Here is a 19,826-nt window from a genome sequence, read left to right as displayed (position 1 = left end):
ATGCCAAGCATCGATGCTCAACCTTATGCATTTGATTTCCCGAGCGGCAAACTGGCGCTGATCGTGATCGACATGCAGCGCGATTTTGTCGAGCCGGGTGGCTTCGGCGCCGCCCTGGGCAATGACGTGAGCTTGCTGACCGCAATCATCCCCACCGTGGCGGCCTTGATCGATGGTTTCCGCCGCGCCGGCTTGCCGGTGATCCATACCCGCGAGGGCCATCGCGCCGATCTGTCCGATTGCCCGCCCTCGAAGCGCCAGCGCGGGCGCGGCAGCCTGACAATTGGCGATAGCGGGCCGATGGGCCGCATCCTGGTGGATGGCGAACCGGGCAACGACATCATCCCGGAACTGGCGCCAATCCCCGGCGAAGCCGTGATCCTGAAACCCGGCAAGGGCGCCTTCTATGCCACCCCATTGGGTGACATCCTGCGCCGCGCCGGGGTCAATCATCTGGTTTTTGCCGGCGTCACCACCGAGGTTTGTGTACAGACCACGATGCGCGAAGCCAATGATCGCGGCTATGAATGCCTGCTGGCCGAAGATGCCACAGAAAGCTATTTCCCGGAATTCAAAGCCGCCACTCTGGCGATGATCCGCGCCCAGGGCGGCATTGTTGGCTGGACCGCGCCTGTGGCATCGATTCTGCCCGCCCTGGCCTGATTGTGGCGCCCTGATGCACGATTACGGCGCCTATCTGCCAGGTAGCGATTGCCGCGCCGAACCCACTGGCTGCGGCGCGTTGCATGGCCTGAGCTTTGCCGTGAAAGACCTGATCGATGTGGCCGGCCATGTCACCGGCGGCGGCAACCCGGATTGGGCCGCAGCCCAAAGCCCGGCCGCCAGCCATGCCGCCGCCGTGGCACGCCTGCTGGCCAATGGCGCAAGGCTGCGCGGCAAAACCATCACCGACGAACTGGCCTTCAGCCTGGAAGGCGAGAATGCGCATTACGGCACGCCGCTTAATCCGCGCTGCCCGGATCGCCTGCCCGGCGGTTCATCCAGCGGCTCGGCCGTGGCGGTGGCGGCTGGCCTGGTTGATCTGGCGCTCGGCACTGATACCGGCGGCTCGGTGCGGGTGCCGGCCAGTTTCTGCGGTGTTTATGGTTTTCGCCCGAGCCATGGCCGCGTGCCGATGGATGGGGTGATCCCATTTGCGCCGAGCTACGACACGGTAGGGCTGTTTGCCCGCAATGCGCGCCATCTGGCCGCTGCCGGCCGCGTGCTGCTGCAAAGCGAGATGACAAATCCAGTGCCGATCACGCGGCTTTATCACGCAGTGGATGCCTATGCCCTGGCCGACCCGGCCGCAGCCGCCATGCTGCCGTGGCTGGGTGAAGCGGTGACAATTTTCGACGGCCAGGAAGCTGATTGGCTTGAATGCTATCGCGTGCTGCAAGGCGCCGAGATCAAGGCCAGCCTGGGCGACTGGATCGCTGAAACCAAGCCGCGATTTGGCGCTGGCATTGCGCCGCGCTTCGCCGATGCGCTGGCGATCAGCACCGAGCAGGTTGGCTATTGGCAGCCACACCGCGCCCGCTACGCTGCCAGATTGCAGGCATTATTGCAGCCCGGCTGTGCGCTGGTGCTGCCCAGCACACCGGGGCCAGCCCTGGCACTGAACAGTGATGGCCCGGCGCGTGGCGCCTTCTACCGCGCAGCCCTTTGCCTCACCAGCCTTGCCGGCCATGCCGGCCTGCCGGCGCTGAGCCTGCCGCTGGCCGAATTGGCTGGCTGCCCGCTCGGCCTGTCGATCATCGCTGGGCCTGGGCAGGATGAAGCCCTGCTGGCTTTCGCCGTGGCTCAAGCCCTGTCTTGAGCCGGCTTGCGGAACTTCTTCTTGTTCTGCTTGTCCCAATCCGGCTTTTTCAGCTTCTTCGGCTTCGGCGCATCCGCCACCTGGCCGGGCTGTTGCAGCCTGGCGATGCGCAGATTTTCGCCGGTGCCATGGCGCTCGATCTGGTCCCAGAAACGCTCGGCGGCATCGGCCGCCACCTCGAAATGGCTTTCGCCATGGAATACCTTGATGGCGCCAATATCACGCTTGGTGAGATGGCCCACACGGCAGATCAGCGGCAGCAGCCAGCGCGGTTCGGCATTCTGCTTATGGCCGGCTGAAATGCTGAACCAGGCGCCGCCGGCAAAACTCTCGCGCGACGGCCTTGGCTCGCCGGAGCGGCCCTGTGGCGCATCGCGCAGGCGCGGCTCGGGCAGGGCTTCCAGCAATTCCTCCGGCGCCGGCCGGTTGGCCTGCTGCAAACGCAGATAGGCAGCGGCAATCTGTTCCGGGCTGTGCAGCGCCAGCAGGTCACGGGCAAACTCGGCTTCTTCCGGTGCCAGCGGCGCGCTGAGTGTAGCATCATTGAGAATGCGCTGACGATCCTGCGCCGCCACTTCGGTGGCGCTGGGCGGCTTGCCCCATTCAGCCCGGATATTGGCCGCGCCGATCAGGCGCTGCGCGGTCTGGCGCCGGTTATGCGGCACCATCAGCACACAAAGCCCCTTGCGCCCTGCGCGACCGGTGCGGCCGGAGCGATGCAGCAAAGCCTCGCGGTTGGCCGGCAGATCGGCATGGATCACCAGATCAAGTTCCGGCAGATCGATGCCGCGCGCCGCCACATCGGTGGCAACACAAATGCGGGCGCGACCATCGCGCATCGATTGCAGCGCCTGGCTGCGGATATTCTGGGTCAGCTCACCCGACAGCGCCACCACATCGAAACCGCGATTGGCCAGGCGGGCGCTGAGATGGTTCACCCCCATGCGGGTGGCGCAGAACACCATGGCGCCGCGCGCATCGAAATAGCGCAGAACATTGATGATGGCATTCTCGCGCTCGCTCGGCGCCACCTGCAAGGCGCGATATTCGATATCGCCATGCGGCGCCCGTTCCTGCACGGTGGAAATGCGCAGCGCATCACGCTGGAAACGCTTGGCCAGGGCGGCAATCGGCTGCGGCACGGTGGCCGAGAAGAGCAATGTACGGCGCTGCTGCGGCGCGGCATCCAGGATATATTCCAGGTCCTCGCGGAAGCCGAGATCAAGCATCTCGTCGGCTTCGTCGAGCACCACGGCGCGCAACGAGCCGATATCCAGCGAGCCGCGCTCGATATGATCACGCAAACGGCCAGGTGTGCCCACCACCAGATGCGCGCCACCAGACAGAACCTGACGCTCCTGGCGCATATCCATGCCGCCGACGCAGGATGCCACCCGGGCACCGGTCGATTCATACAGCCATTCCAGTTCGCGGCAGACCTGCAAGGCCAGTTCGCGCGTCGGCGCCACCACCAGGCCCAGCGGCAGGCTGCCGCGCTCAAAGCGCTCGGCGCCGTTCAGCATGGTGGGCGCCATCGCCAGGCCAAAAGCCACGGTTTTGCCGGAGCCGGTCTGCGCCGAAACCAGCAGGTCGCGGCCATCGGCATCGGCGGCAATCACGGCCTGCTGCACCGGCGTCAGGCTTTCATAGCCACGCGCCGCCAACGCCCGGGCCAAAGCCGGCGTCACGCTATCATAGGTATTCATGGTCGAAACTTTCGGGCAATCCACGCGATACGCACCGGCAAAGCCGGGCATCAGGGCAGGCAAAACGCCTGCGGGAGCGGACTTGTAGGCTTTTCGTGGCCCGGCGTCAAATCGCCAATACAGGGAAGCTATGAGAACAAATTGAGCAAATAGCTTTGCGAACCGCTGCTGGAACCGCTGTCTTTCAGCACCAGATAGCGCGAAACCAACTTTTCCACTGCGTTGCTGTCGCTTTTCAACTCCGCCAGGTCAACCTTGGCCTCCACTGCCGCCACCTGGGCATCCTCTTCCTGGTAGGCGATTTCCTGCGGGATCGCATTCGCCACCGTCACCACCTCGCGCATCACCGAATCAGCCAGCAGGCTGACCGTGGATGTGGCATCCTTGATCCGGCGGCCAAATTCAATGGCAGCACGCACGCCTGGCGCCTCTTCGTCAAGATGGCGCTCATATTCCAGCCGCTGGTATTTCTCCACCAGCGTCTTGCTCATACTGTCAGAGGTCAGCGTACTGGTGCCGGCCACCGCCATATTCATGTCTTTGGCCAGGGTCAGGAAGCGGCTATCGCTGAAGCGATTGGCCAGTGAATTCACATCGCTCAGATCACTTTCCAAGATCTTGCGGATCTTGCCCAGATTCTGCTCCTCACCCTCCAGGTCATAGGCGCTGAGCACAAAGCCGAGCAGGCGCCGGTTGGCGAAGAGGTCATCAATCGACTTGATGCTGCCGATAGTCTCCTCAAAATATGTCACTTCCCGCTGCACATCACTGCGCTTGATGAATATCTGATAGTCCTGGCCGTCAAACTCATAGGCCGCATCGGCTTCACTGGTGCTGGGCGCGGCAGTTTCGCTCAACAAAACCTTCGTCTTGCTGCTGCTGAAGCTGGCGGCATCGCTGCTGGCCAGATTGCCATTGCTGACGATGGCGCCGCTGCTATTCAGCACCGCCTGGCCGTTCAGGCTGAGCGCCACATTGCGCAGCTTGGCCAGGCCGGCCGGCAAGGCTTGCTCCACATTGGCGCTGTTACTCAAAACACCGGCTGCATCATAGCCAACAAGATTGCCGTTCAGATCAGTGAGATCCCCGCTGGCGCCGAAATTGTATTTCTTCGCCAGTTCCAATTCCTTGGTGCTGCCCTGGCGCGCCACCGAATTGAGATCATTGAGATCACTGCTCAGCACATCCTTCAGGCGCTGCTTGTTGCTCAGGTATAGATCGCTCATGCCGTTGGCTTCAGCCAGCACGCGTAGGAAACGATCATCATTGATCAGTTCGTCAACCGTTTCAGCCGAGGCGGCGCGGTTCTGGAAATAGAGTGCATCATTGGCAACAACCGCATTATCCTGCTTGTATTGCGCATTGCGCACGCGGATTGCGGCATTGTTCATCTGCCGTATCTGCTCTTGCAGCGCGGCGGCATCGCCGTTGCTACTGCCGCTGCTTTCATTGGCTGCCGCAGTCTGTTGCAGCTTCTTGTACATTGCCAGCGCAGAGCTGCTGTTGCCGCTGCTGCTGGCGCTGCTTGAATAGAGCAGGCTGAGATCAAGTTCCATGCCGCCAGCCTAACCAGAGCAGGCAGAAGGCCGGAGTTATATATTGTTACGGTAACAGGCTGTTACACGAGAGCATTTACCAGGCTTTTACCGTGATTGGAGATGATCCAACACATTCGGCAAATCTTTATCGGCATGAGCGCAAAGTAACGCGAAATACCCGCATTCCTAGGGTAGGAAAGGCGCAGGCAACAGAGACGCTCCCGACCATGAACCAAAACCCATCCTACCCGATCCCGCAGAATGAGGCCGAGCGATTGGCCAGCCTGCGCAGCTATCGCATACTCGATACCAGCATCGATCCGCGCTTCGAGCGCCTGACGAAACTGACCGCCGAGTTGATCGAGGCGCCGATTGCGGTGGTTTCGCTGGTGGATGAAAAACGGCAATGGTTCAAATCCCATCGCGGCCTGGAAACGACAGAAACCAGTCGCTGCATAGCCTTCTGCGCCCATGCCATCATGGATGATGCGGCCTTTGTGGTTGAGGATGCGCTGGCTGATCCACGTTTTGCCACCAATCCGCTGGTGCTGGATGTGCCTTTCATACGGTTTTATGCCGGCATGCCGATCAAGGCGGCAGATGGTCATCGCATTGGCGTACTTTGCGTGATCGACACTGTGCCGCGCCAGATCAGTCAGCACCAGCTTGGCCTGCTGGCACAACTGGCCTTGCTGGCGAGCGACGAGATCGAATTGCACAAGCAGCAGCTTGATGCCAAGCAGCATGCCGAGGCCCGAGCGAGGGCCGAGCAGGCGCAAAACCTGCTGCTGAATTCAATCAACCATGAATTCCGCACCCCGCTGAATGCCGTGCTCGGCTTCTCCGAATTACTCAGCGAAAATGTAGTGGGGCCGCTCAACGAATCGCAGCGCGATTATCTGCATGCAATCCGGCGCGGCGGCGGCGACATCCTGCGGTTGGTCAGCGGCATCATGGACATGGCTGCGCTTGAGCGCCGCAATGTTGCACCACAGATGGCGCGGATCGACGTGGAGCAGGTGTTGCTACAGGCAGTCGAGCGGCATCGCGCGCTGGCCCATCAGCATGGCCTGGAAATCGGCTTCCATATCTGCAATCGCACCTGCAACCTGAAACTTGATCCTCAGCATCTGAACCAGGTGCTGGGCAACCTGATCCGCAATGCCATCCTGTATAATCGCCCAGACGGCGCCATCGAGGTGGGATGTGAGCATGATGAGGATGGCCGGGTGCTGCTCTATGTCGCCGATACCGGTACGGGCATACCAGCGGCGCGCCAGGGCGAGACATTTCAGATGTTCAATCGCCTGGGCCGCGAAAGCGGCAACATTCCTGGCACCGGCATTGGGCTTGCGCTGAGCAAACGATTGGTGGAAGCGATGGGCGGCAGCATCGGCTTCGAGAGTATCGAAGGCCAGGGCAGCCGCTTCTGGACCCGCTTCCAGGCCGCCTGAAACTACAAGCCGAGAATCAGTTTCGACATGATGTTGCGCTGGATTTCATTCGAGCCGGCATAGATCGAAACCTTGCGCATGTTCAGATAACGCGGCGCCACACCATCGGTGTAATCCGGGCCGATGCCGGGCTGGTTTGAGCCTTCCACCTGCGGCGAGAATGGCAGCGCATAATAGCCCGCCGCCTCGGCCGCCAGTTCGGTCACCATCTGCTGCAATTCAGTGCCACGAGTCTTAAGCAGCGACGAGGCCGCGCCAACATTCTGGCCGCTCTTGAACTGGCCCAGCACACGCAGCTCTGTCATCTCCAAAGCCATGATCTCGATTTCGCATTGCGCCAGCCGGGCGGCAAAATCGGCATCCTCGATCAAGGGCGCGCCATGTGCGCCCGCTTCAGCGCGGGCCATGCGGCGCACATGCTTCAAGCCACGCTTGAGACTGCCGGAATAGGCATTGCCGCGTTCAAATTCCAGCAGATATTTGGCGCAGATCCAGCCCTGGTTCAGTTCGCCGACCAGATTTTCCTTCGGCACTTTCACATCGTCGAAGAAAACCTGGTTGACCTCCTGCATATGCGGCCCCGGTTCATCAAGCGTGATGATCGGCGCCACGGTGATGCCGGGCGATTTCATGTCAATCAGCAGGAAGGAAATGCCTTCCTGTGGTTTCTTGCCCTGCGCCGTGCGCACCAAGCAGAAGATCATATCGGCATGCTGGGCTTCCGAGGTCCAGATCTTGCTGCCATTGCAGAGAAAATGGTCGCCTTTGTCCTCGGCTTTCATTTGCAGCGAGGCCAGGTCAGACCCTGAGCCGGGTTCGGAATAACCCTGGCACCACCATACCCGGCTGGCCAGAATATCGGGCAGATACTTGGCCTTCTGTTCCGGCGTGCCGAATTTCATGATCACCGGCGCCAGCATGCGCGGGCCGAATGGCACCACGATGGGCGCGCCGGCGGCACTCATTTCCTGCTCGTAAATGAAACGCTCGGTCGGCGTCCAGCCCGGCCCGCCATGCTCCACCGGCCAATTCGGCGCCAGCCAGCCCTTGGCCGAAAGCCGCTCCTGCCAGCGCTGATGCAGATGCTTGGCGATATAGCCGGTGCGGGTGCGGGCCATGGCCGCACGCATTTCGTCGTCGAAATTATCAGCAATGAAATTGCGCACCTCGGCCTGGAAGGCCAGTTCATCGGGCGAGAAATTCAGGTCCATGGCTTGCTCCCGGCATTTTTCTGCTTGGGGCGATTATAGGGCTTTTCACCGACGCGGCGAAATGCTGACGCAACGTCAACTCAGCCAAAAACCTTTTTCAGCAATTCCGTGCTGCGCGCCGCCGGATTGCTGCGGATTGCCGCCTCTTCTTGGGCGATATAGTGAAACAGGCCATCCAGCGCCTTTTGCAGCACATGGTCGGTGATATCCAGGCCGCCAACGCCGCCGCCAGGCAGGGCCGACAGCTTATCCGTTACCGCACGATAGGATTGTAACGCCCCCACATCGCGCATCGTGCCATCAATCACCGGCCGCATCGCGCTGGTCAACGGCTGGTTGGTGGTGCGACGGAAATACTGCGTGGCGGCATCCTGTGGCCCGCTCAGGATGCCCTGGGCATCCTGCAAGGTCATATCCGTGATCGCCTTGACAAAAATCTCCCGTGCTTTCGGCGCCGCCGCTTCGGCCGCACGGTTCATGCGGGTTTCCAGATCGTCCACCAATCCGGCGCCGCCCACCGCCTGCAACAGGGTCTTGCCCTTGGCCAGCATGCCGGGCAGCGGAATGCGGATCGCCGGGTCCTTGAGATAACCATCAGCCTTGCCGACCTGGCCCACCGTGCGCTCGGCGGCCACCTTAAGCGCCTCACGCAAACCGGCTGTGGCATCGGCATCGCTGAGCTTGCCCGCCGAACCCGTGCCGCCCAAACCAGGAATGCTGCTGCCCAGATTACCCGGCAGATTCTTCGGCAGATTAAACTGCGCCAGCATCTGCGCTTGCGCGGGCAGCGCGGTCAGCACCAGCATGGCAACGGCGATGGCAAGGCGACGCATGGCATTTCACTCCCGGGTTTGTCCTTGAACCAGTTTAACCCAAGCCGGCATCGGTTGACAGGTGCCGCCGCAGAGCGGAAAACCAAGCTATGTCGATACGCAGCCTGTTCCCGACCCAAATCTACGCCGCCGCCCTGAAACCCAAGGGGGTGGCGTTGCTTAACCAGCGCCTGCTGGATGAAAGCATGGCCCTGGCCGATGCCGATGGCGCCGGCCAGGCCTGGAGCGAAAAAAACTATCTCGGCGGCTACACATCCTATGGCAGCCATTGCCGGCTGCACCTGATTTCGCCGCTTTTCGCCGAATTGGAGCGCGCCTTGCGCCCACATGCGCAACGCTATGCCAAGGCACTGGATTACGATATGCGTGGCCGCCGCCTGATGATGACCGATTGCTGGGTCAATATCATGCCAGCCCAGGTGATGCATGGCTCGCATCTGCATCCGCTCTCCTTCATCAGCGGCACCTATTATGTGCAGACCCCGCGTGGCGCAGCGCCGCTGAAATTTGAAGATCCGCGCCTGGTCCTGCTGATGGCAGCGCCGCCGCGCCGCGCTGACGCACCGGCGGCGAAGCGCCCGTTTGTGACGCATCGCGCCCGGGCCGGCCATCTGGTGCTGTTTGAAAGCTGGCTGCGCCATGAAGTGCCGGCCAGCGATGTGAAAGGCGAGCGGGTTTCGATCAGCTTCAACTATGCCTGGGAACAGGCGCCGCCGGCTGGCGGCAAACGCGGCAAGGGAACATGAACATGCGGATCGCAGTGATTGGTGTGGGCGGTGTGGGCGGCTATTTTGGCGGCCTGCTGGCAGCGGCGGGCGTTGATGTGGTGTTTGTGGCGCGCGGCGCGCATCTCAAGGCCCTGCAAGAGAACGGCCTCAGCATTGAAAGCAGCGTGCGACCGCTGAGCGGCGTGAAGGTACGCGCCAGCGATGATGCGGCCAGCCTGGGCGGCCCGGTTGATCTGGTGCTGGTGGCGGTGAAATTATGGGATACCGATGCCGCGCTGGCAGCGGCGCGGCCGCTGGTGGGCGAGCATACCGCCATCGTGTCGCTGCAAAACGGCATCGAAGCGGTGGGCAAGGTGAGCGCCGCCTATGGCGCAGCCCGCACCTTGGGCGGCGTGGCGATGATCGCCGCCATCATCGATCGGCCCGGCGTGATCAAACATACCGGCAGCCTGGCCCGCCTCCAGCTTGGCGAAGTGCAGCCAGGACAGAATCCGATGTTGGGCCAATGCTTGAGCGATTTTGCTGCCATTGCCAAAACTGCCGGGGTTGATCTGGTGGTCCCTGCCGATATCCAGCGCGCCATCTGGGAGAAATATGTCTTCCTGGCCAGCTTCTCCGGCATCACCGCGCTGACCCGCAGCGCCATCGGCCCGATCCTGGCCGAACCGCAGACACGCGCGCTTTATCTGGCAGCACTGGAGGAAGCCTGCGCTGTGGCACGCGCCCAGGGCGTGGCGCTGGCCGCAGACCATGCCGCCAAGACCCTGGCTGCCACCGAGAAGATGCCGGCCGGCACCAAATCCTCCATGCTCGGCGACCTGGAGCGCGGCAACCGGCTGGAACTACCCTGGCTGTCCGGCACCGTGGCGCGGCTTGGCGGCGAACTTGGCGTTCCGGCGCCAACGCATGGCTTCATCACTGCGGCCTTGCAGCTTTCCGCCAACGGCCGGGGCTGACGCCGTAGCTAGCCTTGAATTGCCGGGTGAAATGCGCCTGATCGACAAAACCGGCCGCCACGGCCGCTTCGGCCAGCCCGGCCCCGGCAATGATCAAACGCCGCGCCGCGCGCAGCCTTTGCTGGCGACGATATTCACTGGGGCTTAGGCCATAGCGTTTGCGAAAGCTGCGCGCCAGATGGAACCGGCTGATACCGGCCGCCGCCGCCAGATCGGCAATGCCGATATCCTCCAGCAGGCTGGATTCCAGAAGTTCGCGAGCCCGATACAGGCCTGGCGCCTCTCCCGGCATTACGGCCGGCAGCAACCCGGCATGGCGCTTGAGCAACTGGCCGAGCATGGCCAGCAGGGCCTCATCGCGCCCCAGCCGGCCACCCTGCGCCGCCATGCTGTCAAACACCGCCGCCACCAGGCCGGCGGTTTCCACATCCTGAACCAGCGGCTGAAGAAAAAGCGGCTCGCTTGCATCGCCGGCACCGACCTCCGCAGCGAAATCACGTAATACGCTCACCGGCAGATACAGCATGCGATAAGTGAAGCCGCCGGCATCGGTGGCCTGGCCGTCATGCACTTCGGCAGGATTGAACAGGATCAGCGCCCCTGGCCGGGTGCGATGCATGGCGCCCCGACAGCGGAAACTCTGCGAGCCGCATTCGGTCATGCCGATGGCATAGGTTTCATGGCTGTGGCGATCATAGCTATGGCGCACAAACCGGGCGCGCAAAGCCTCCACCCCGGCTGTGGTATCTGCCAGCAGCCGCACCCATTCACCAGGCTGCGCATTGTTCATGGCCGAATTCTGGGGGCTTCGCAAAAGCTTTGCAAGATCACATCCATACAAGACCCTGCCTGGCCCAAGAGGCTAGAATCCGACCATGCAATTCGATACCAAAATCGCCCTGGCGCTGCGCGCCAACCTGCCCACCTGGCAGAAACTCAATGTTGCCGCCTTCCTGACCAGCGGCATCACCGGCGCCAATCCCGACCTGCTCGGCCAGCCTTATCGCGATGCTTCCGGCAATGGCTATGCCCGCCTGCTGGGCCAGCCGGTGCTGGTTTTTGCCGGTGAAGCGGCTGACCTGACCCGCGCCCATGCCAGGGCATTGGAGCGCGAGGTGCCGCTGGCGATCTATATCGAGCCGATGTTCAGCACCGGCTTTGATGCCGCCAACCGTGCAACAGTGGCCGCCTGCAATGCCGACGCATTGCCACTGGTTGGCATGGCCCTGCATGCCGAGCGCAAGCTGGTGGACAAGATTCTCAAGGGGATGAAACTGCATCCTTGATCTTGCCGGCATAGCCGATCAGGCGTTCCGCTGCCGCATCCAAAGTGTCAAAGCGTTTGGCAAAGCAGAACCGCACCACGCTGCGGATGTGGCTTTCAGCATAGAAGGCGCTGACCGGGATCGCCGCCACGCCGGCCTCGGCCACCAGCTTCTGGCAGAAGGCGGCATCATCCACGCCAGGCCCGAGATCAACATTGACAAAATAGGTGCCCTGGCTTGGCAGCACATTGAAGCCGGCATCCGCCAGGCTTTTGGAAAAACGATCCCGCGCCGCCTGCAATTCGGCGCGCATACCGATGAAATAGTCGTCATCCTTCATCAGCCCATAGGCCACGGCGGCCTGTAGATTAGGCGGCGTGGTGAAGGTGACAAACTGATGCGCCTTGGCCAGCACGCGCATGATTTTCGGCGCCGCCACCACCAGGCCGACCTTCCAGCCTGTGAGCGAAAAAATCTTGCCGGCCGAGCCGATCTTGATGCAGCGCTCGCGCAGGCCGGGCAGACCGATCAGCGGCTGATGCTGTCGGCCATCGAAGATCACATGCTCCCAAACCTCATCGCAGATCGCGATGGCATCATGCTCGATCAGGAAGCGACCGAGCAATTCCAGGTCTTCGCGCGGGAAAATGCTGCCGGCCGGATTGAGGGGATTGTTGAGCAAGACGGCGCGAGTCTTGGGCGAGAAGGCCGCGCGCAGGTCAGCCTCGGTGATGCGCCAATGCGGCGGCTTCAGCGTAACGAAGCGCGGCACGGCGCCGGCGCGCTGCACCAGCGGCAGATAGGCATCATACATCGGCTGGAACAGCACCACCTCGTCGCCCGGCTGCACCACCGCCATCAGCGCATCGGCCAGTGCCTCGGTGGCCCCCGAGGTGACCATGACCTCGGTTTCCCAATCCAGTTCCAGGCCCTGGAACCGCTGGTAATGCGCTGCCACGGCCTGGCGCAGTTCCGGAATGCCCATCATCGGCGGATACTGGTTCCAGCCATGCACCACCGCATCGGCGGCTTTCTGGCGCACATCCAGCGGCCCCGGATCGTCGGGAAAGCCCTGGCCCAGATTAACCGCCTGATGCTCACGCGCCAGACGCGACATGGTTTCAAAAATCGTGGTGGGGATATCGGCGAAAATCGGATTCATCACGCTGATCCTGTGCTACAGCGCCCGTCGTCACCCTCGGGCTTGACCCGAGGGTCCAAGAGATTGCCGGGTCAGGCCCGGCAATGACGCGGCGGGCAGCTTACTTGTACAAGTCCTTGAACTGATCGCGGAGCAGGTTTTTCTGCACCTTGCCCATGGTGTTACGCGGCAGGTCGTCCATAAAGATCACGCGCTTGGGCTGCTTGAATTTGGCCAGCCGGCTTTCCAGCGCCTTGACCACGGCGGCCTCATCCAGCGCCGCTGCCTTGTCCTTCACCACCACGGCGGTGACGCCCTCGCCAAAATCCTTGTGTGCCAGACCGATCACGGCGCTTTCAATCACACCCGGCATGGCATCGATCTCGGTTTCCACTTCCTTGGGATAGACATTGTAGCCGCCTGAAATAATCAGGTCCTTGCCGCGGCCGACAATATGCACATAGCCCTTGTCGTCGATCTTACCGAGATCGCCGGTGATGAAAAAACCATCCGGGCGGAATTCCGCCTTGGTCTTTTCCGGCATGCGCCAATAGCCCTGAAAGACATTCGGGCCCTTCACCTCGATCATGCCGATCTCGCCCTGGGCCAGCAGCGCGCCGGTTTCCGGATCGGCAATGCGCAGCGCCACATCCGGCAGCGGGAAACCCACCGTGCCGGCAATGCGCTCGCCGTCATAGGGATTGGAGGTGTTCATGTTGGTTTCGGTCATACCGTAACGCTCAAGAATACGATGCCCGGTGCGGGCTTCCCATTCGCGATGCGTATCAGCCAGCAGCGGCGCCGAACCGGAGACGAACAGCCGCATATGCTGCACCAGATCGCGGGTCAGGCCCGGATGCTCCAGCAGGCGCACATAGAAAGTCGGCACGCCCATCATGCTGGTGGCGCGTGGCAGCAGCCGGATCACCTGATCGGCATCGAATTTCGGCAGGAACAGCATCGAAGCGCCGCTCAGCAACACCACATTGGTGGCCACAAACAGGCCATGGGTGTGGAAGATCGGCAGCGCATGCAGCAGTACATCCTGGGCAGTGAAGCGCCAGTAGCCTTGCAGCGTTTCGGCATTGGAGAACAGGTTACGATGGCTCAGCATCGCGCCCTTGGAACGCCCGGTGGTACCCGATGTATAGAGGATCGCGGCCAGATCGTCGGCACCGCGCGGCACGATAGTGAAGCTGTCGGCAGCGCCCTCAATGGCCTGCATCAGCGTGCCATCAGCCTTGCTGCCGAGCGTGAGGCAATGCGCCACGCCCAGTTTCTGCGCCAGCGCGGCCAGTTCCTCCGCCCCTTTGGGCCGGCCCACCACCACACGCGGCTCGGCATCGCCGATAAAATATTCCAGCTCGGCCAGGGTATAGCCAACATTCAACGGCAGATAGACCGCACCCGCTGCCACCACGCCGAGATACAGGATCAGCGCCTCGGGTGATTTGTCCAACTGCACCGCCACCCGGTCGCCGGGCTGAACCCCCAGCCGTACCAGGGTATTGGCGAAGCGATTCGCCAAGCGGAACGCCTCCGCATAGGTGAATACGCGGCCATCTTCGGCCTCCAGAAATGGTTTCGCCGCATCGGCGACCCGTGCCTGGATCAAGCTAACAAGATTGTGATGCATCCCGGTCTTCTCTTTATTTTCCCCGCTGGGGACTGAACTTGCGGCGCCCATTACGACCAAGCAGGGGCAAAATGGCAAGGTTCAGGCTGATCCACCCGCTGGGAATCTCCGTAACTGATGTGATATTTTCACACTGCATAATGGAGGTTTTCATGCGCACGTCCCTGCTCACCGCTCCCTTGCTTTCCCTGGGGCTTGCCGCCGGCGCCCTGGCGCTGCCCAGCCCAGCCCAGGCATTGGAGCTGATCGGCCTGAACAACCGCAACGAGTTGATGCTGTTCTCCGACAAGGCCCCGGGCAAGGTCAAGACGCTGCCGATCAAGGGCGTTGAAGGCAAACTGCTGGGCATTGATCTGCGCCCGGCCAATAACACGCTGTATGGCGTTTCCTCCGGCGGCCAGCTTTACACCATCGACACCAAGACCGGCGCGGCCACAGCCGGCGCCAAGCTGAGCGTGACACTGGAAGCCATTGATCATCTGGTGGTGGATTTCAACCCGCAGGCCGACCGCCTGCGCGTGATTGGCTCGACCGGGCAGAATCTCCGCGTCAATGTCGAAACTGGCCAGACCATCGTGGACGGCAAACTGGCCTATTCGAGCAAGGATGCTGCCGCCGGCAAGATGCCAAACGTGACCGCCGGGGCCTATATCAATTCCTTCCCCGGCGCCAAGCAGACGCAGTTGTTTGAATTCGACAGCGCCAACGCGGCCTATATCGTGCAGGACCCGCCGAATGACGGCCAGTTGCGCACCATCGCCCCGGTCAAGCTGGGCAAGGGCATGGCGCTGGCCGGCATGGACATCTTCACGGATAGCAAGGACGAGTATCACGGCTTTGCCACCATCGGCGGCATGCTTTATCGCTTCGATGTCGGCACCGGCAAGCTGAGCCGGGCCGGCGCCATCGGCGATGGCAGCGTGGCGCTCATCGATATCGCCGTGGGCAGCCTGCGCTAATGCCGGCTTTGCTCAAACGCCGCGACCTGCTGCTGGTGGCGGCGCTGGCCCTGGCCTGGTTGCCGGGCGCCAGCGTCGGCCAGGCCAGCCAGACGACGATCCGGCAGCAGGGCATCGCCTTCACGCCGGCCAAGGCGCGCATCGCAGCCGGCGGCAAGGTGGTGTTCGAAAACAAGGACCCCTTTGCCCATAACGTCTATTCACCGACGGCGGGCGGTACCTTTGATATCGGGTTGCAGGAGCCTGGCGCCGAAACCGAAGTGCCTTTTGCGCGGGCCGGGGTTTACGAAGTGCGCTGCCGCATCCATCCCAAGATGCGGGCAGAAATCACCGTTCAGTAGCGCGGAAACAATTGATCTGCGCCGGGCCAAGCTGCGCCATGCGGCCCTGGATGTGGGCGGCCCGGCGCTCGATATAGGCGGTGGGCCGGGCGGCGCTCCATAGATTCGGATTGGGCAGGATGGCCGCCAGCCGGGCTGCCTGGGCTGCGGTCAGCGCAGCTGCCGGCCGGCCAAAATGCGCTTGCGCCGCCGCTTCAGCACCAAACAGTCCTGGCCCCATTTCGGCGATGCCAAGATAGATTTCCAGGATACGCTGCTTGGGCCACAAGGCATCAATGGCCAGCGCCAACGGCACTTCCAGCCCTTTGCGCACAAAGCCGCCGCCCGGCCACAGAAACAGATTGCGCGCCACCTGCATGGTGATGGTGCTGGCGCCGCGCAGGCGGCCGCTTTCCTGATAATCCTCGATGGCATCGCGCACCGCGCCCAGATCGATGCCGGCATGCTGGCAGAAACGCGCATCCTCGGATGCCACCACGGCCAGGGCCAGACTGGGCGCCACCTGGATCAGCGGCAGCGGACGATACCGGATGGTTTCGCCGGCCAGGGCGCGCAAACCCATCAGCGGCGTGGCCGGTGGATCAACCCAGCGATAAGTCAGTAACCCCAGGAGCCACAGCCCCAGCACAAAGCCGGCAGCCAGCAGGGCGAAACGGAACAGCTTTGCCAATATGCGACGCATCGCCCTAACCAACAGGCTTAAAACAGCTTTTTCAAGCCATATGGGCTGGACTCCGGCCTGGTGCGGGGGTTTACTGCGGCAAAATACCAACAATCCCCGGGGAGGGTTCTGGCCGGATGCTGCAAGGCACGGCAATTCTGCTGCTGTCGCTGGCCTATCTCGGCCTGCTCTTTGCCATCGCCCATGCCGGCGACCGGCTCAGCCCGCGCTGGTATAGCGGCCGCACCGGCGCGCTGATCTACTCCCTGTCGCTGGCAATTTATTGCACCTCCTGGACCTTCTACGGCTCGGTTGGCCGCGCTGCCACAGTGGGTGCCGATTTTATCCTGATCTATGTCGGGCCGGTGCTGGCGATCACGCTGGGTTATCCGCTGATGCGCAAGATGATCGTGGTGTCGCGCCGGCAGAATGTCACGTCCATCGCCGATTTCCTCGGCTCGCGTTATGGCAAAAGCCGCGCCGTGGCGGTGCTGGCCACGCTCACCGCCGTGATCGGCGTGCTGCCCTATATCGCGCTGCAAATGCAGGCGGTCACCGTCACTTTTGAGGTGCTTGTCGGCAGCGATGTGGCGCAATTGCTGAATGCCAGCCTGCCGCCGCCCTGGCGCGACACCTCGATGTTCGTGGCCGCCATCATGGCCTTGTTCACCATCCTGTTCGGTGTGCGCAGCGTGCAGGCGACCGAGCAGCATCGCGGCATGATGCTGGCGATTGCCTTTGAATCGCTGGTCAAACTGGCTGCCCTGCTGCTGGTGGGCTGCTATGTGGTGTTTGGCCTGTTTGACAGTCCGGTGCGGCTGCTGAGCAGCATCGTGAATGCGCCCGACCTGGCCCAAAGGCTGAGCGCCGGCTTCGGCAGCAACTGGATCGTGATGACGGTGCTTTCCGGCTTCGCCTTCCTCTGCCTGCCGCGGCAATTCCATGTTGCCGTGGTGGAGCATGGCGACCCGGCTTCGCTGCAAACCGCGCGCTGGCTGTTTCCGCTCTACCTGGTGGCGATCAACCTGTTTGTGGTGCCGCTGGCCGCTGCCGGCATATTGTTGATGGAAAAGGGCGCCAATCCCGATCTGTTTGTCATCACATTGCCCCTGCTGGCAGACCAGCAGGCGGTGGCAGCCTTTGCCTTCATCGGCGGCCTGTCGGCTGCCACCTCGATGGTGATCGTGGCCTGTATGGCGCTTTCCATCATGGTGTCGAACGAATTGGTCACCCCCTTCCTGCTACGCTCGCGCGCCGGCGGTTCCGGCCAGGTTGGCCGCCTGGTGCTGAATGTGCGGCGCGGCGCCGTGGTGGTGATCCTGCTGCTGGCTTACATCTACCATTCGTGGATTGCCGGCCATCTGCCGCTGGCCTCGATCGGCATGATCTCGTTCTGCGCCGTGGCCAATTTCGCCCCGGCCTTGCTGCTTGGCCTGTATTGGCGCGGCGCGCATCGGTATGGCGTAATCGCCGGCCTCAGCGCCAGCTTCGCCATGTGGCTTTACACCCTGCTGTTGCCTTCGATTGAAGGTGCCAAACGCGGCAAGGCAATGCAGCCGCCGCTGGCCGATTACCTGCCGGCGCCGCTGGATGGTTTTGATCCGACGCTGCAGGGCTTCATCGCATGCCAGGTGGTGAACCTCTTGCTGCTGGTGCTGGTATCGCTGCTGGCAGTGCCGCGCAGCCGTGATCTGGAGCAGGCGGAAATCTTTGTTTCCGGCAGCGACACGCCAGTGCCGCCGGTGGACGAAGCGCCGCTGCATGATCCGCGTATTGAGGAACTTCGCGCCGTGGCAGTGCGCTTCCTGGGTGTGGAGCGGGTACAGCGCGCTTTTGGTGATCGCCGCATGAGCCTGACCGAAGCCGTGGCCTTCACCGAACATCTGCTCAGCGGCGCCATCGGCGCGGCCTCGGCGCGCATCGTCATGGCCTCGGCGCAAACCAAGGGCATGCTCAGCCCACGCGCCGCCCGCGCCATGCTGGGCGAAGCCTCTGAAGCCATCCGCTACAATCTCGACCTGCTGCGCACCACGCTGGATCATATCGGCCAGGGTATCGGCGTGTTTGACAGCGAGCGCCGCCTGGCGGCCTGGAACCAGCGCTTCTTCGACCTGCTTGATCTGCCGCCAAGCCTGGCCGAAATCGGCGTACGGGTGGAGGCCATGGCCAGCCATGGCGCGCCGGAACTGGCCAATATCCTTGCCACCGATGGCCGCAAACTGCCGCTCAGCGCCATACCGGGCCAGCTTGGCACCCGCATCCATGAGCGTGTGCGCGGCGATGGCGCCGTGCTGGAAATCCGCATCGATCCGATGCCGGATGGCGGCTTTGTCGCCACCTGCACCGACATCACCGACCGGGTGCGCGCCGCCGAAGCCTTGCGCGATTCCGAGCGCGCCATCCGCGTCTATACCGATAACGTGCCGGTGCTGATCGCCTATGTCGACCGCGACGAGCGCTACCGGTTCACCAACATGCCATTCCGCCGCGCCCTCAATCTGCCGCAGGAACAGATCGACGGCCGGCCGATCCGCGAGATGCTGACGGCTGAACGCTATAACCGCCTGAAGCCGCATATCGAGGCGGTGCTGGCCGGGCGGCGGCAGAGTTTTGAAATTGAATTTCCCACCAACGACGCGGAAATCGAGGTGGCGCATGGCACCTACATTCCCCATCGTGATGCCAGCGGCAACATTGCCGGCTTTTTCCTGATGTATCAGGATATCACCGAGCGGCGCCGCGCCGACGCCGCCTTGCGCGCCGCCTATGCCAGCCTGGAACGCCGCGTTGCCGAGCGCACAGCCGAACTCGAAAAATCCCGCGCCGAGGCCGAAGCCGCCAATCTGGGCAAGACCCGCTTCATCGCCGCCGCCAGCCATGATCTGTTGCAGCCTTTGCATGCCGCCCGGCTGTTCACGGCTGCGCTGGCCGAGCGCGAGGCCGATAACGAATTGGTATCGCGCATTGATCATGGCCTGGGCGCGGTGGAGGCCTTGCTGGATGCGCTGCTGGATATTTCCAAGCTGGATGCCGGCGCGGTGCGGCCTGAACCGCGCCCGGTGGCGCTGGAACCGCTGCTCGGCTCTCTGGTGGCGGCTTTTGCCCCGCTGGCAGCCAAGCGCGGTGTGGGGCTGAAGCTGCTGCCGACCAAACTGACGGTGCAGAGTGATCCAGCCTTGCTGCGCCGCGTGTTGCAGAATTTTGTCGCCAACGCGATCCGCTATAGCCGCCTGGACCATCCGCGCCGCCGCGTGCTGATCGGCTGCCGGCGCCTGGGCGATAGCGTGCGGATCGAGGTTTGGGATAACGGCCCCGGCATTCCGCCTGACAAGCGCGAGATCATCTTTCAGGAATTCGCCCGGCTGGATAACCAGCAGGCCGATGCCGGCGAACGTGGCCTGGGGCTTGGTCTGGCGATTGTGGAGCGGGTTGCGCGGATGCTGGATAGCCCGGTCACGTTGCGCTCGCAACTCGGCCATGGCTCGGTTTTTGCCATCACCGTGCCGCGCGCCATGACCGAAGCCGCGCCGCAGCCGACCACCACGCCGCTGCCCGGCTTTGCCGCTGCCAGCCTGGAG

The 19,826-nt window shown here is 62.7% G+C and carries 17 protein-coding genes; 9 read left to right on the top strand and 8 right to left on the bottom strand.

Going from position 1 to position 19,826, the window contains the following annotated elements; genetic code table 11:
• The gene (locus KBB36_RS08145) at positions 1 to 663 is read left to right on the top strand and encodes an isochorismatase family cysteine hydrolase (RefSeq protein ID WP_290978548.1); all 663 of its coding nucleotides are present in this window, start codon (positions 1 to 3) and stop codon (positions 661 to 663) included.
• 13 nt (positions 664 to 676) lie between these two features.
• On the top strand, positions 677 to 1,819 hold the full coding sequence (locus KBB36_RS08140) for an amidase (protein WP_290978546.1): 1,143 nt from the start codon (positions 677 to 679) through the stop codon (positions 1,817 to 1,819).
• On the opposite strand, the gene KBB36_RS08135 is transcribed toward KBB36_RS08140, so the two are convergent.
• Both KBB36_RS08135 and KBB36_RS08130 read right to left on the bottom strand, forming a co-directional pair.
• Positions 1,804 to 3,525 carry a DEAD/DEAH box helicase gene (locus KBB36_RS08135; RefSeq protein WP_290978544.1) on the bottom strand — a complete coding sequence of 574 codons (1,722 nt, stop codon included), beginning with the start codon at positions 3,523 to 3,525 and terminating at the stop codon, positions 1,804 to 1,806. The two genes, KBB36_RS08140 and KBB36_RS08135, sit on opposite strands and share 16 nt — an antisense overlap.
• Positions 3,526 to 3,653: 128 nt before the next feature.
• Positions 3,654 to 5,081: a DUF1217 domain-containing protein gene (locus KBB36_RS08130; RefSeq protein ID WP_290978542.1), complete on the bottom strand. Its 1,428-nt coding sequence runs from the start codon at positions 5,079 to 5,081 to the stop codon at positions 3,654 to 3,656.
• Positions 5,082 to 5,290: 209 nt separating this feature from the next.
• On the opposite strand from KBB36_RS08130, the gene KBB36_RS08125 reads away from it, so the two are divergent.
• Positions 5,291 to 6,517 carry a GAF domain-containing sensor histidine kinase gene (locus KBB36_RS08125; protein ID WP_290978540.1) on the top strand — a complete coding sequence of 409 codons (1,227 nt, stop codon included), beginning with the start codon at positions 5,291 to 5,293 and terminating at the stop codon, positions 6,515 to 6,517.
• A 2-nt stretch (positions 6,518 to 6,519) separates the two neighbouring features.
• Here KBB36_RS08125 and KBB36_RS08120 read toward each other — a convergent pair whose 3' ends face one another.
• Together KBB36_RS08120 and KBB36_RS08115 are read right to left on the bottom strand one after the other, a co-directional pair.
• A complete protein-coding gene (locus KBB36_RS08120; protein WP_290978538.1) occupies positions 6,520 to 7,728 on the bottom strand; it encodes an acyl-CoA dehydrogenase family protein in 1,209 nt (402 codons plus the stop codon).
• A gap of 80 nt (positions 7,729 to 7,808) precedes the next feature.
• Entirely contained in the window at positions 7,809 to 8,561 is a 753-nt protein-coding gene (locus KBB36_RS08115; RefSeq protein ID WP_290978536.1) for a DUF4197 domain-containing protein, read from the bottom strand.
• Positions 8,562 to 8,650: 89 nt separating this feature from the next.
• Here KBB36_RS08115 and KBB36_RS08110 point away from each other — a divergent pair, with 89 nt between their 5' ends.
• Both KBB36_RS08110 and KBB36_RS08105 read left to right on the top strand, forming a co-directional pair.
• Positions 8,651 to 9,307 (top strand): TIGR02466 family protein, encoded by a 657-nt coding sequence (locus tag KBB36_RS08110; protein WP_290978534.1) that lies wholly within the window; start codon positions 8,651 to 8,653, stop codon positions 9,305 to 9,307.
• Positions 9,304 to 10,245: a 2-dehydropantoate 2-reductase gene (locus KBB36_RS08105; protein WP_290978532.1), complete on the top strand. Its 942-nt coding sequence runs from the start codon at positions 9,304 to 9,306 to the stop codon at positions 10,243 to 10,245. Before KBB36_RS08110 ends, KBB36_RS08105 begins: the two co-directional genes overlap by 4 nt.
• Here KBB36_RS08105 and KBB36_RS08100 read toward each other — a convergent pair.
• Positions 10,205 to 11,035 (bottom strand): AraC family transcriptional regulator, encoded by an 831-nt coding sequence (locus tag KBB36_RS08100; RefSeq protein WP_290978530.1) that lies wholly within the window; start codon positions 11,033 to 11,035, stop codon positions 10,205 to 10,207. The two genes, KBB36_RS08105 and KBB36_RS08100, sit on opposite strands and share 41 nt — an antisense overlap.
• Positions 11,036 to 11,120: 85 nt before the next feature.
• Between KBB36_RS08100 and KBB36_RS08095 the strand changes: the two genes are divergently transcribed.
• Positions 11,121 to 11,531, top strand: a complete 411-nt coding sequence (locus tag KBB36_RS08095; protein WP_290978528.1) for a DUF2000 family protein — start codon at positions 11,121 to 11,123, stop codon at positions 11,529 to 11,531.
• On the opposite strand, the gene KBB36_RS08090 is transcribed toward KBB36_RS08095, so the two are convergent.
• Both KBB36_RS08090 and KBB36_RS08085 read right to left on the bottom strand, forming a co-directional pair.
• Positions 11,506 to 12,672: an aminotransferase gene (locus KBB36_RS08090; RefSeq protein WP_290978526.1), complete on the bottom strand. Its 1,167-nt coding sequence runs from the start codon at positions 12,670 to 12,672 to the stop codon at positions 11,506 to 11,508. The two genes, KBB36_RS08095 and KBB36_RS08090, sit on opposite strands and share 26 nt — an antisense overlap.
• A gap of 100 nt (positions 12,673 to 12,772) precedes the next feature.
• Positions 12,773 to 14,287 carry a malonyl-CoA synthase gene (locus KBB36_RS08085; RefSeq protein ID WP_290978524.1) on the bottom strand — a complete coding sequence of 505 codons (1,515 nt, stop codon included), beginning with the start codon at positions 14,285 to 14,287 and terminating at the stop codon, positions 12,773 to 12,775.
• Between the two features lie 152 nt (positions 14,288 to 14,439).
• On the opposite strand from KBB36_RS08085, the gene KBB36_RS08080 reads away from it, so the two are divergent.
• Together KBB36_RS08080 and KBB36_RS08075 are read left to right on the top strand one after the other, a co-directional pair.
• A complete protein-coding gene (locus KBB36_RS08080; protein WP_290978522.1) occupies positions 14,440 to 15,246 on the top strand; it encodes a DUF4394 domain-containing protein in 807 nt (268 codons plus the stop codon).
• Positions 15,246 to 15,587, top strand: coding sequence for a plastocyanin/azurin family copper-binding protein (locus KBB36_RS08075; RefSeq protein ID WP_290978520.1), 342 nt, complete (start codon positions 15,246 to 15,248; stop codon positions 15,585 to 15,587). The genes KBB36_RS08080 and KBB36_RS08075 overlap by 1 nt, the downstream gene beginning before the upstream one ends.
• On the opposite strand, the gene mtgA is transcribed toward KBB36_RS08075, so the two are convergent.
• The gene (gene mtgA / locus KBB36_RS08070) at positions 15,574 to 16,269 is read right to left on the bottom strand and encodes a monofunctional biosynthetic peptidoglycan transglycosylase (RefSeq protein ID WP_290978519.1); all 696 of its coding nucleotides are present in this window, start codon (positions 16,267 to 16,269) and stop codon (positions 15,574 to 15,576) included. The two genes, KBB36_RS08075 and mtgA, sit on opposite strands and share 14 nt — an antisense overlap.
• Before the next feature lie 116 nt (positions 16,270 to 16,385).
• On the opposite strand from mtgA, the gene KBB36_RS08065 reads away from it, so the two are divergent.
• On the top strand, positions 16,386 to 19,826 hold a 3,441-nt coding region (locus KBB36_RS08065), incomplete at its 3' end, for a PAS-domain containing protein (protein ID WP_290978517.1).

Source organism: Ferrovibrio sp. (assembly GCF_017994015.1).
In the GTDB taxonomy this organism is placed as follows: Bacteria; Pseudomonadota; Alphaproteobacteria; order Ferrovibrionales; family Ferrovibrionaceae; genus Ferrovibrio.
This window is presented reverse-complemented; position numbering and strand designations above follow the sequence as displayed.

Coding starts and splice junctions, on each gene's coding strand:
- KBB36_RS08145 (WP_290978548.1), top strand. CDS start 1: ATGCCAAGCATCGATGCTCAACCTTATGCATTTGATTTCCCGAGCGGC.
- KBB36_RS08140 (WP_290978546.1), top strand. CDS start 677: ATGCACGATTACGGCGCCTATCTGCCAGGTAGCGATTGCCGCGCCGAA.
- KBB36_RS08135 (WP_290978544.1), bottom strand. CDS start 3,525: ATGAATACCTATGATAGCGTGACGCCGGCTTTGGCCCGGGCGTTGGCG.
- KBB36_RS08130 (WP_290978542.1), bottom strand. CDS start 5,081: ATGGAACTTGATCTCAGCCTGCTCTATTCAAGCAGCGCCAGCAGCAGC.
- KBB36_RS08125 (WP_290978540.1), top strand. CDS start 5,291: ATGAACCAAAACCCATCCTACCCGATCCCGCAGAATGAGGCCGAGCGA.
- KBB36_RS08120 (WP_290978538.1), bottom strand. CDS start 7,728: ATGGACCTGAATTTCTCGCCCGATGAACTGGCCTTCCAGGCCGAGGTG.
- KBB36_RS08115 (WP_290978536.1), bottom strand. CDS start 8,561: ATGCGTCGCCTTGCCATCGCCGTTGCCATGCTGGTGCTGACCGCGCTG.
- KBB36_RS08110 (WP_290978534.1), top strand. CDS start 8,651: ATGTCGATACGCAGCCTGTTCCCGACCCAAATCTACGCCGCCGCCCTG.
- KBB36_RS08105 (WP_290978532.1), top strand. CDS start 9,304: ATGAACATGCGGATCGCAGTGATTGGTGTGGGCGGTGTGGGCGGCTAT.
- KBB36_RS08100 (WP_290978530.1), bottom strand. CDS start 11,035: ATGAACAATGCGCAGCCTGGTGAATGGGTGCGGCTGCTGGCAGATACC.
- KBB36_RS08095 (WP_290978528.1), top strand. CDS start 11,121: ATGCAATTCGATACCAAAATCGCCCTGGCGCTGCGCGCCAACCTGCCC.
- KBB36_RS08090 (WP_290978526.1), bottom strand. CDS start 12,672: ATGAATCCGATTTTCGCCGATATCCCCACCACGATTTTTGAAACCATG.
- KBB36_RS08085 (WP_290978524.1), bottom strand. CDS start 14,287: ATGCATCACAATCTTGTTAGCTTGATCCAGGCACGGGTCGCCGATGCG.
- KBB36_RS08080 (WP_290978522.1), top strand. CDS start 14,440: ATGCGCACGTCCCTGCTCACCGCTCCCTTGCTTTCCCTGGGGCTTGCC.
- KBB36_RS08075 (WP_290978520.1), top strand. CDS start 15,246: ATGCCGGCTTTGCTCAAACGCCGCGACCTGCTGCTGGTGGCGGCGCTG.
- mtgA (WP_290978519.1), bottom strand. CDS start 16,269: ATGCGTCGCATATTGGCAAAGCTGTTCCGTTTCGCCCTGCTGGCTGCC.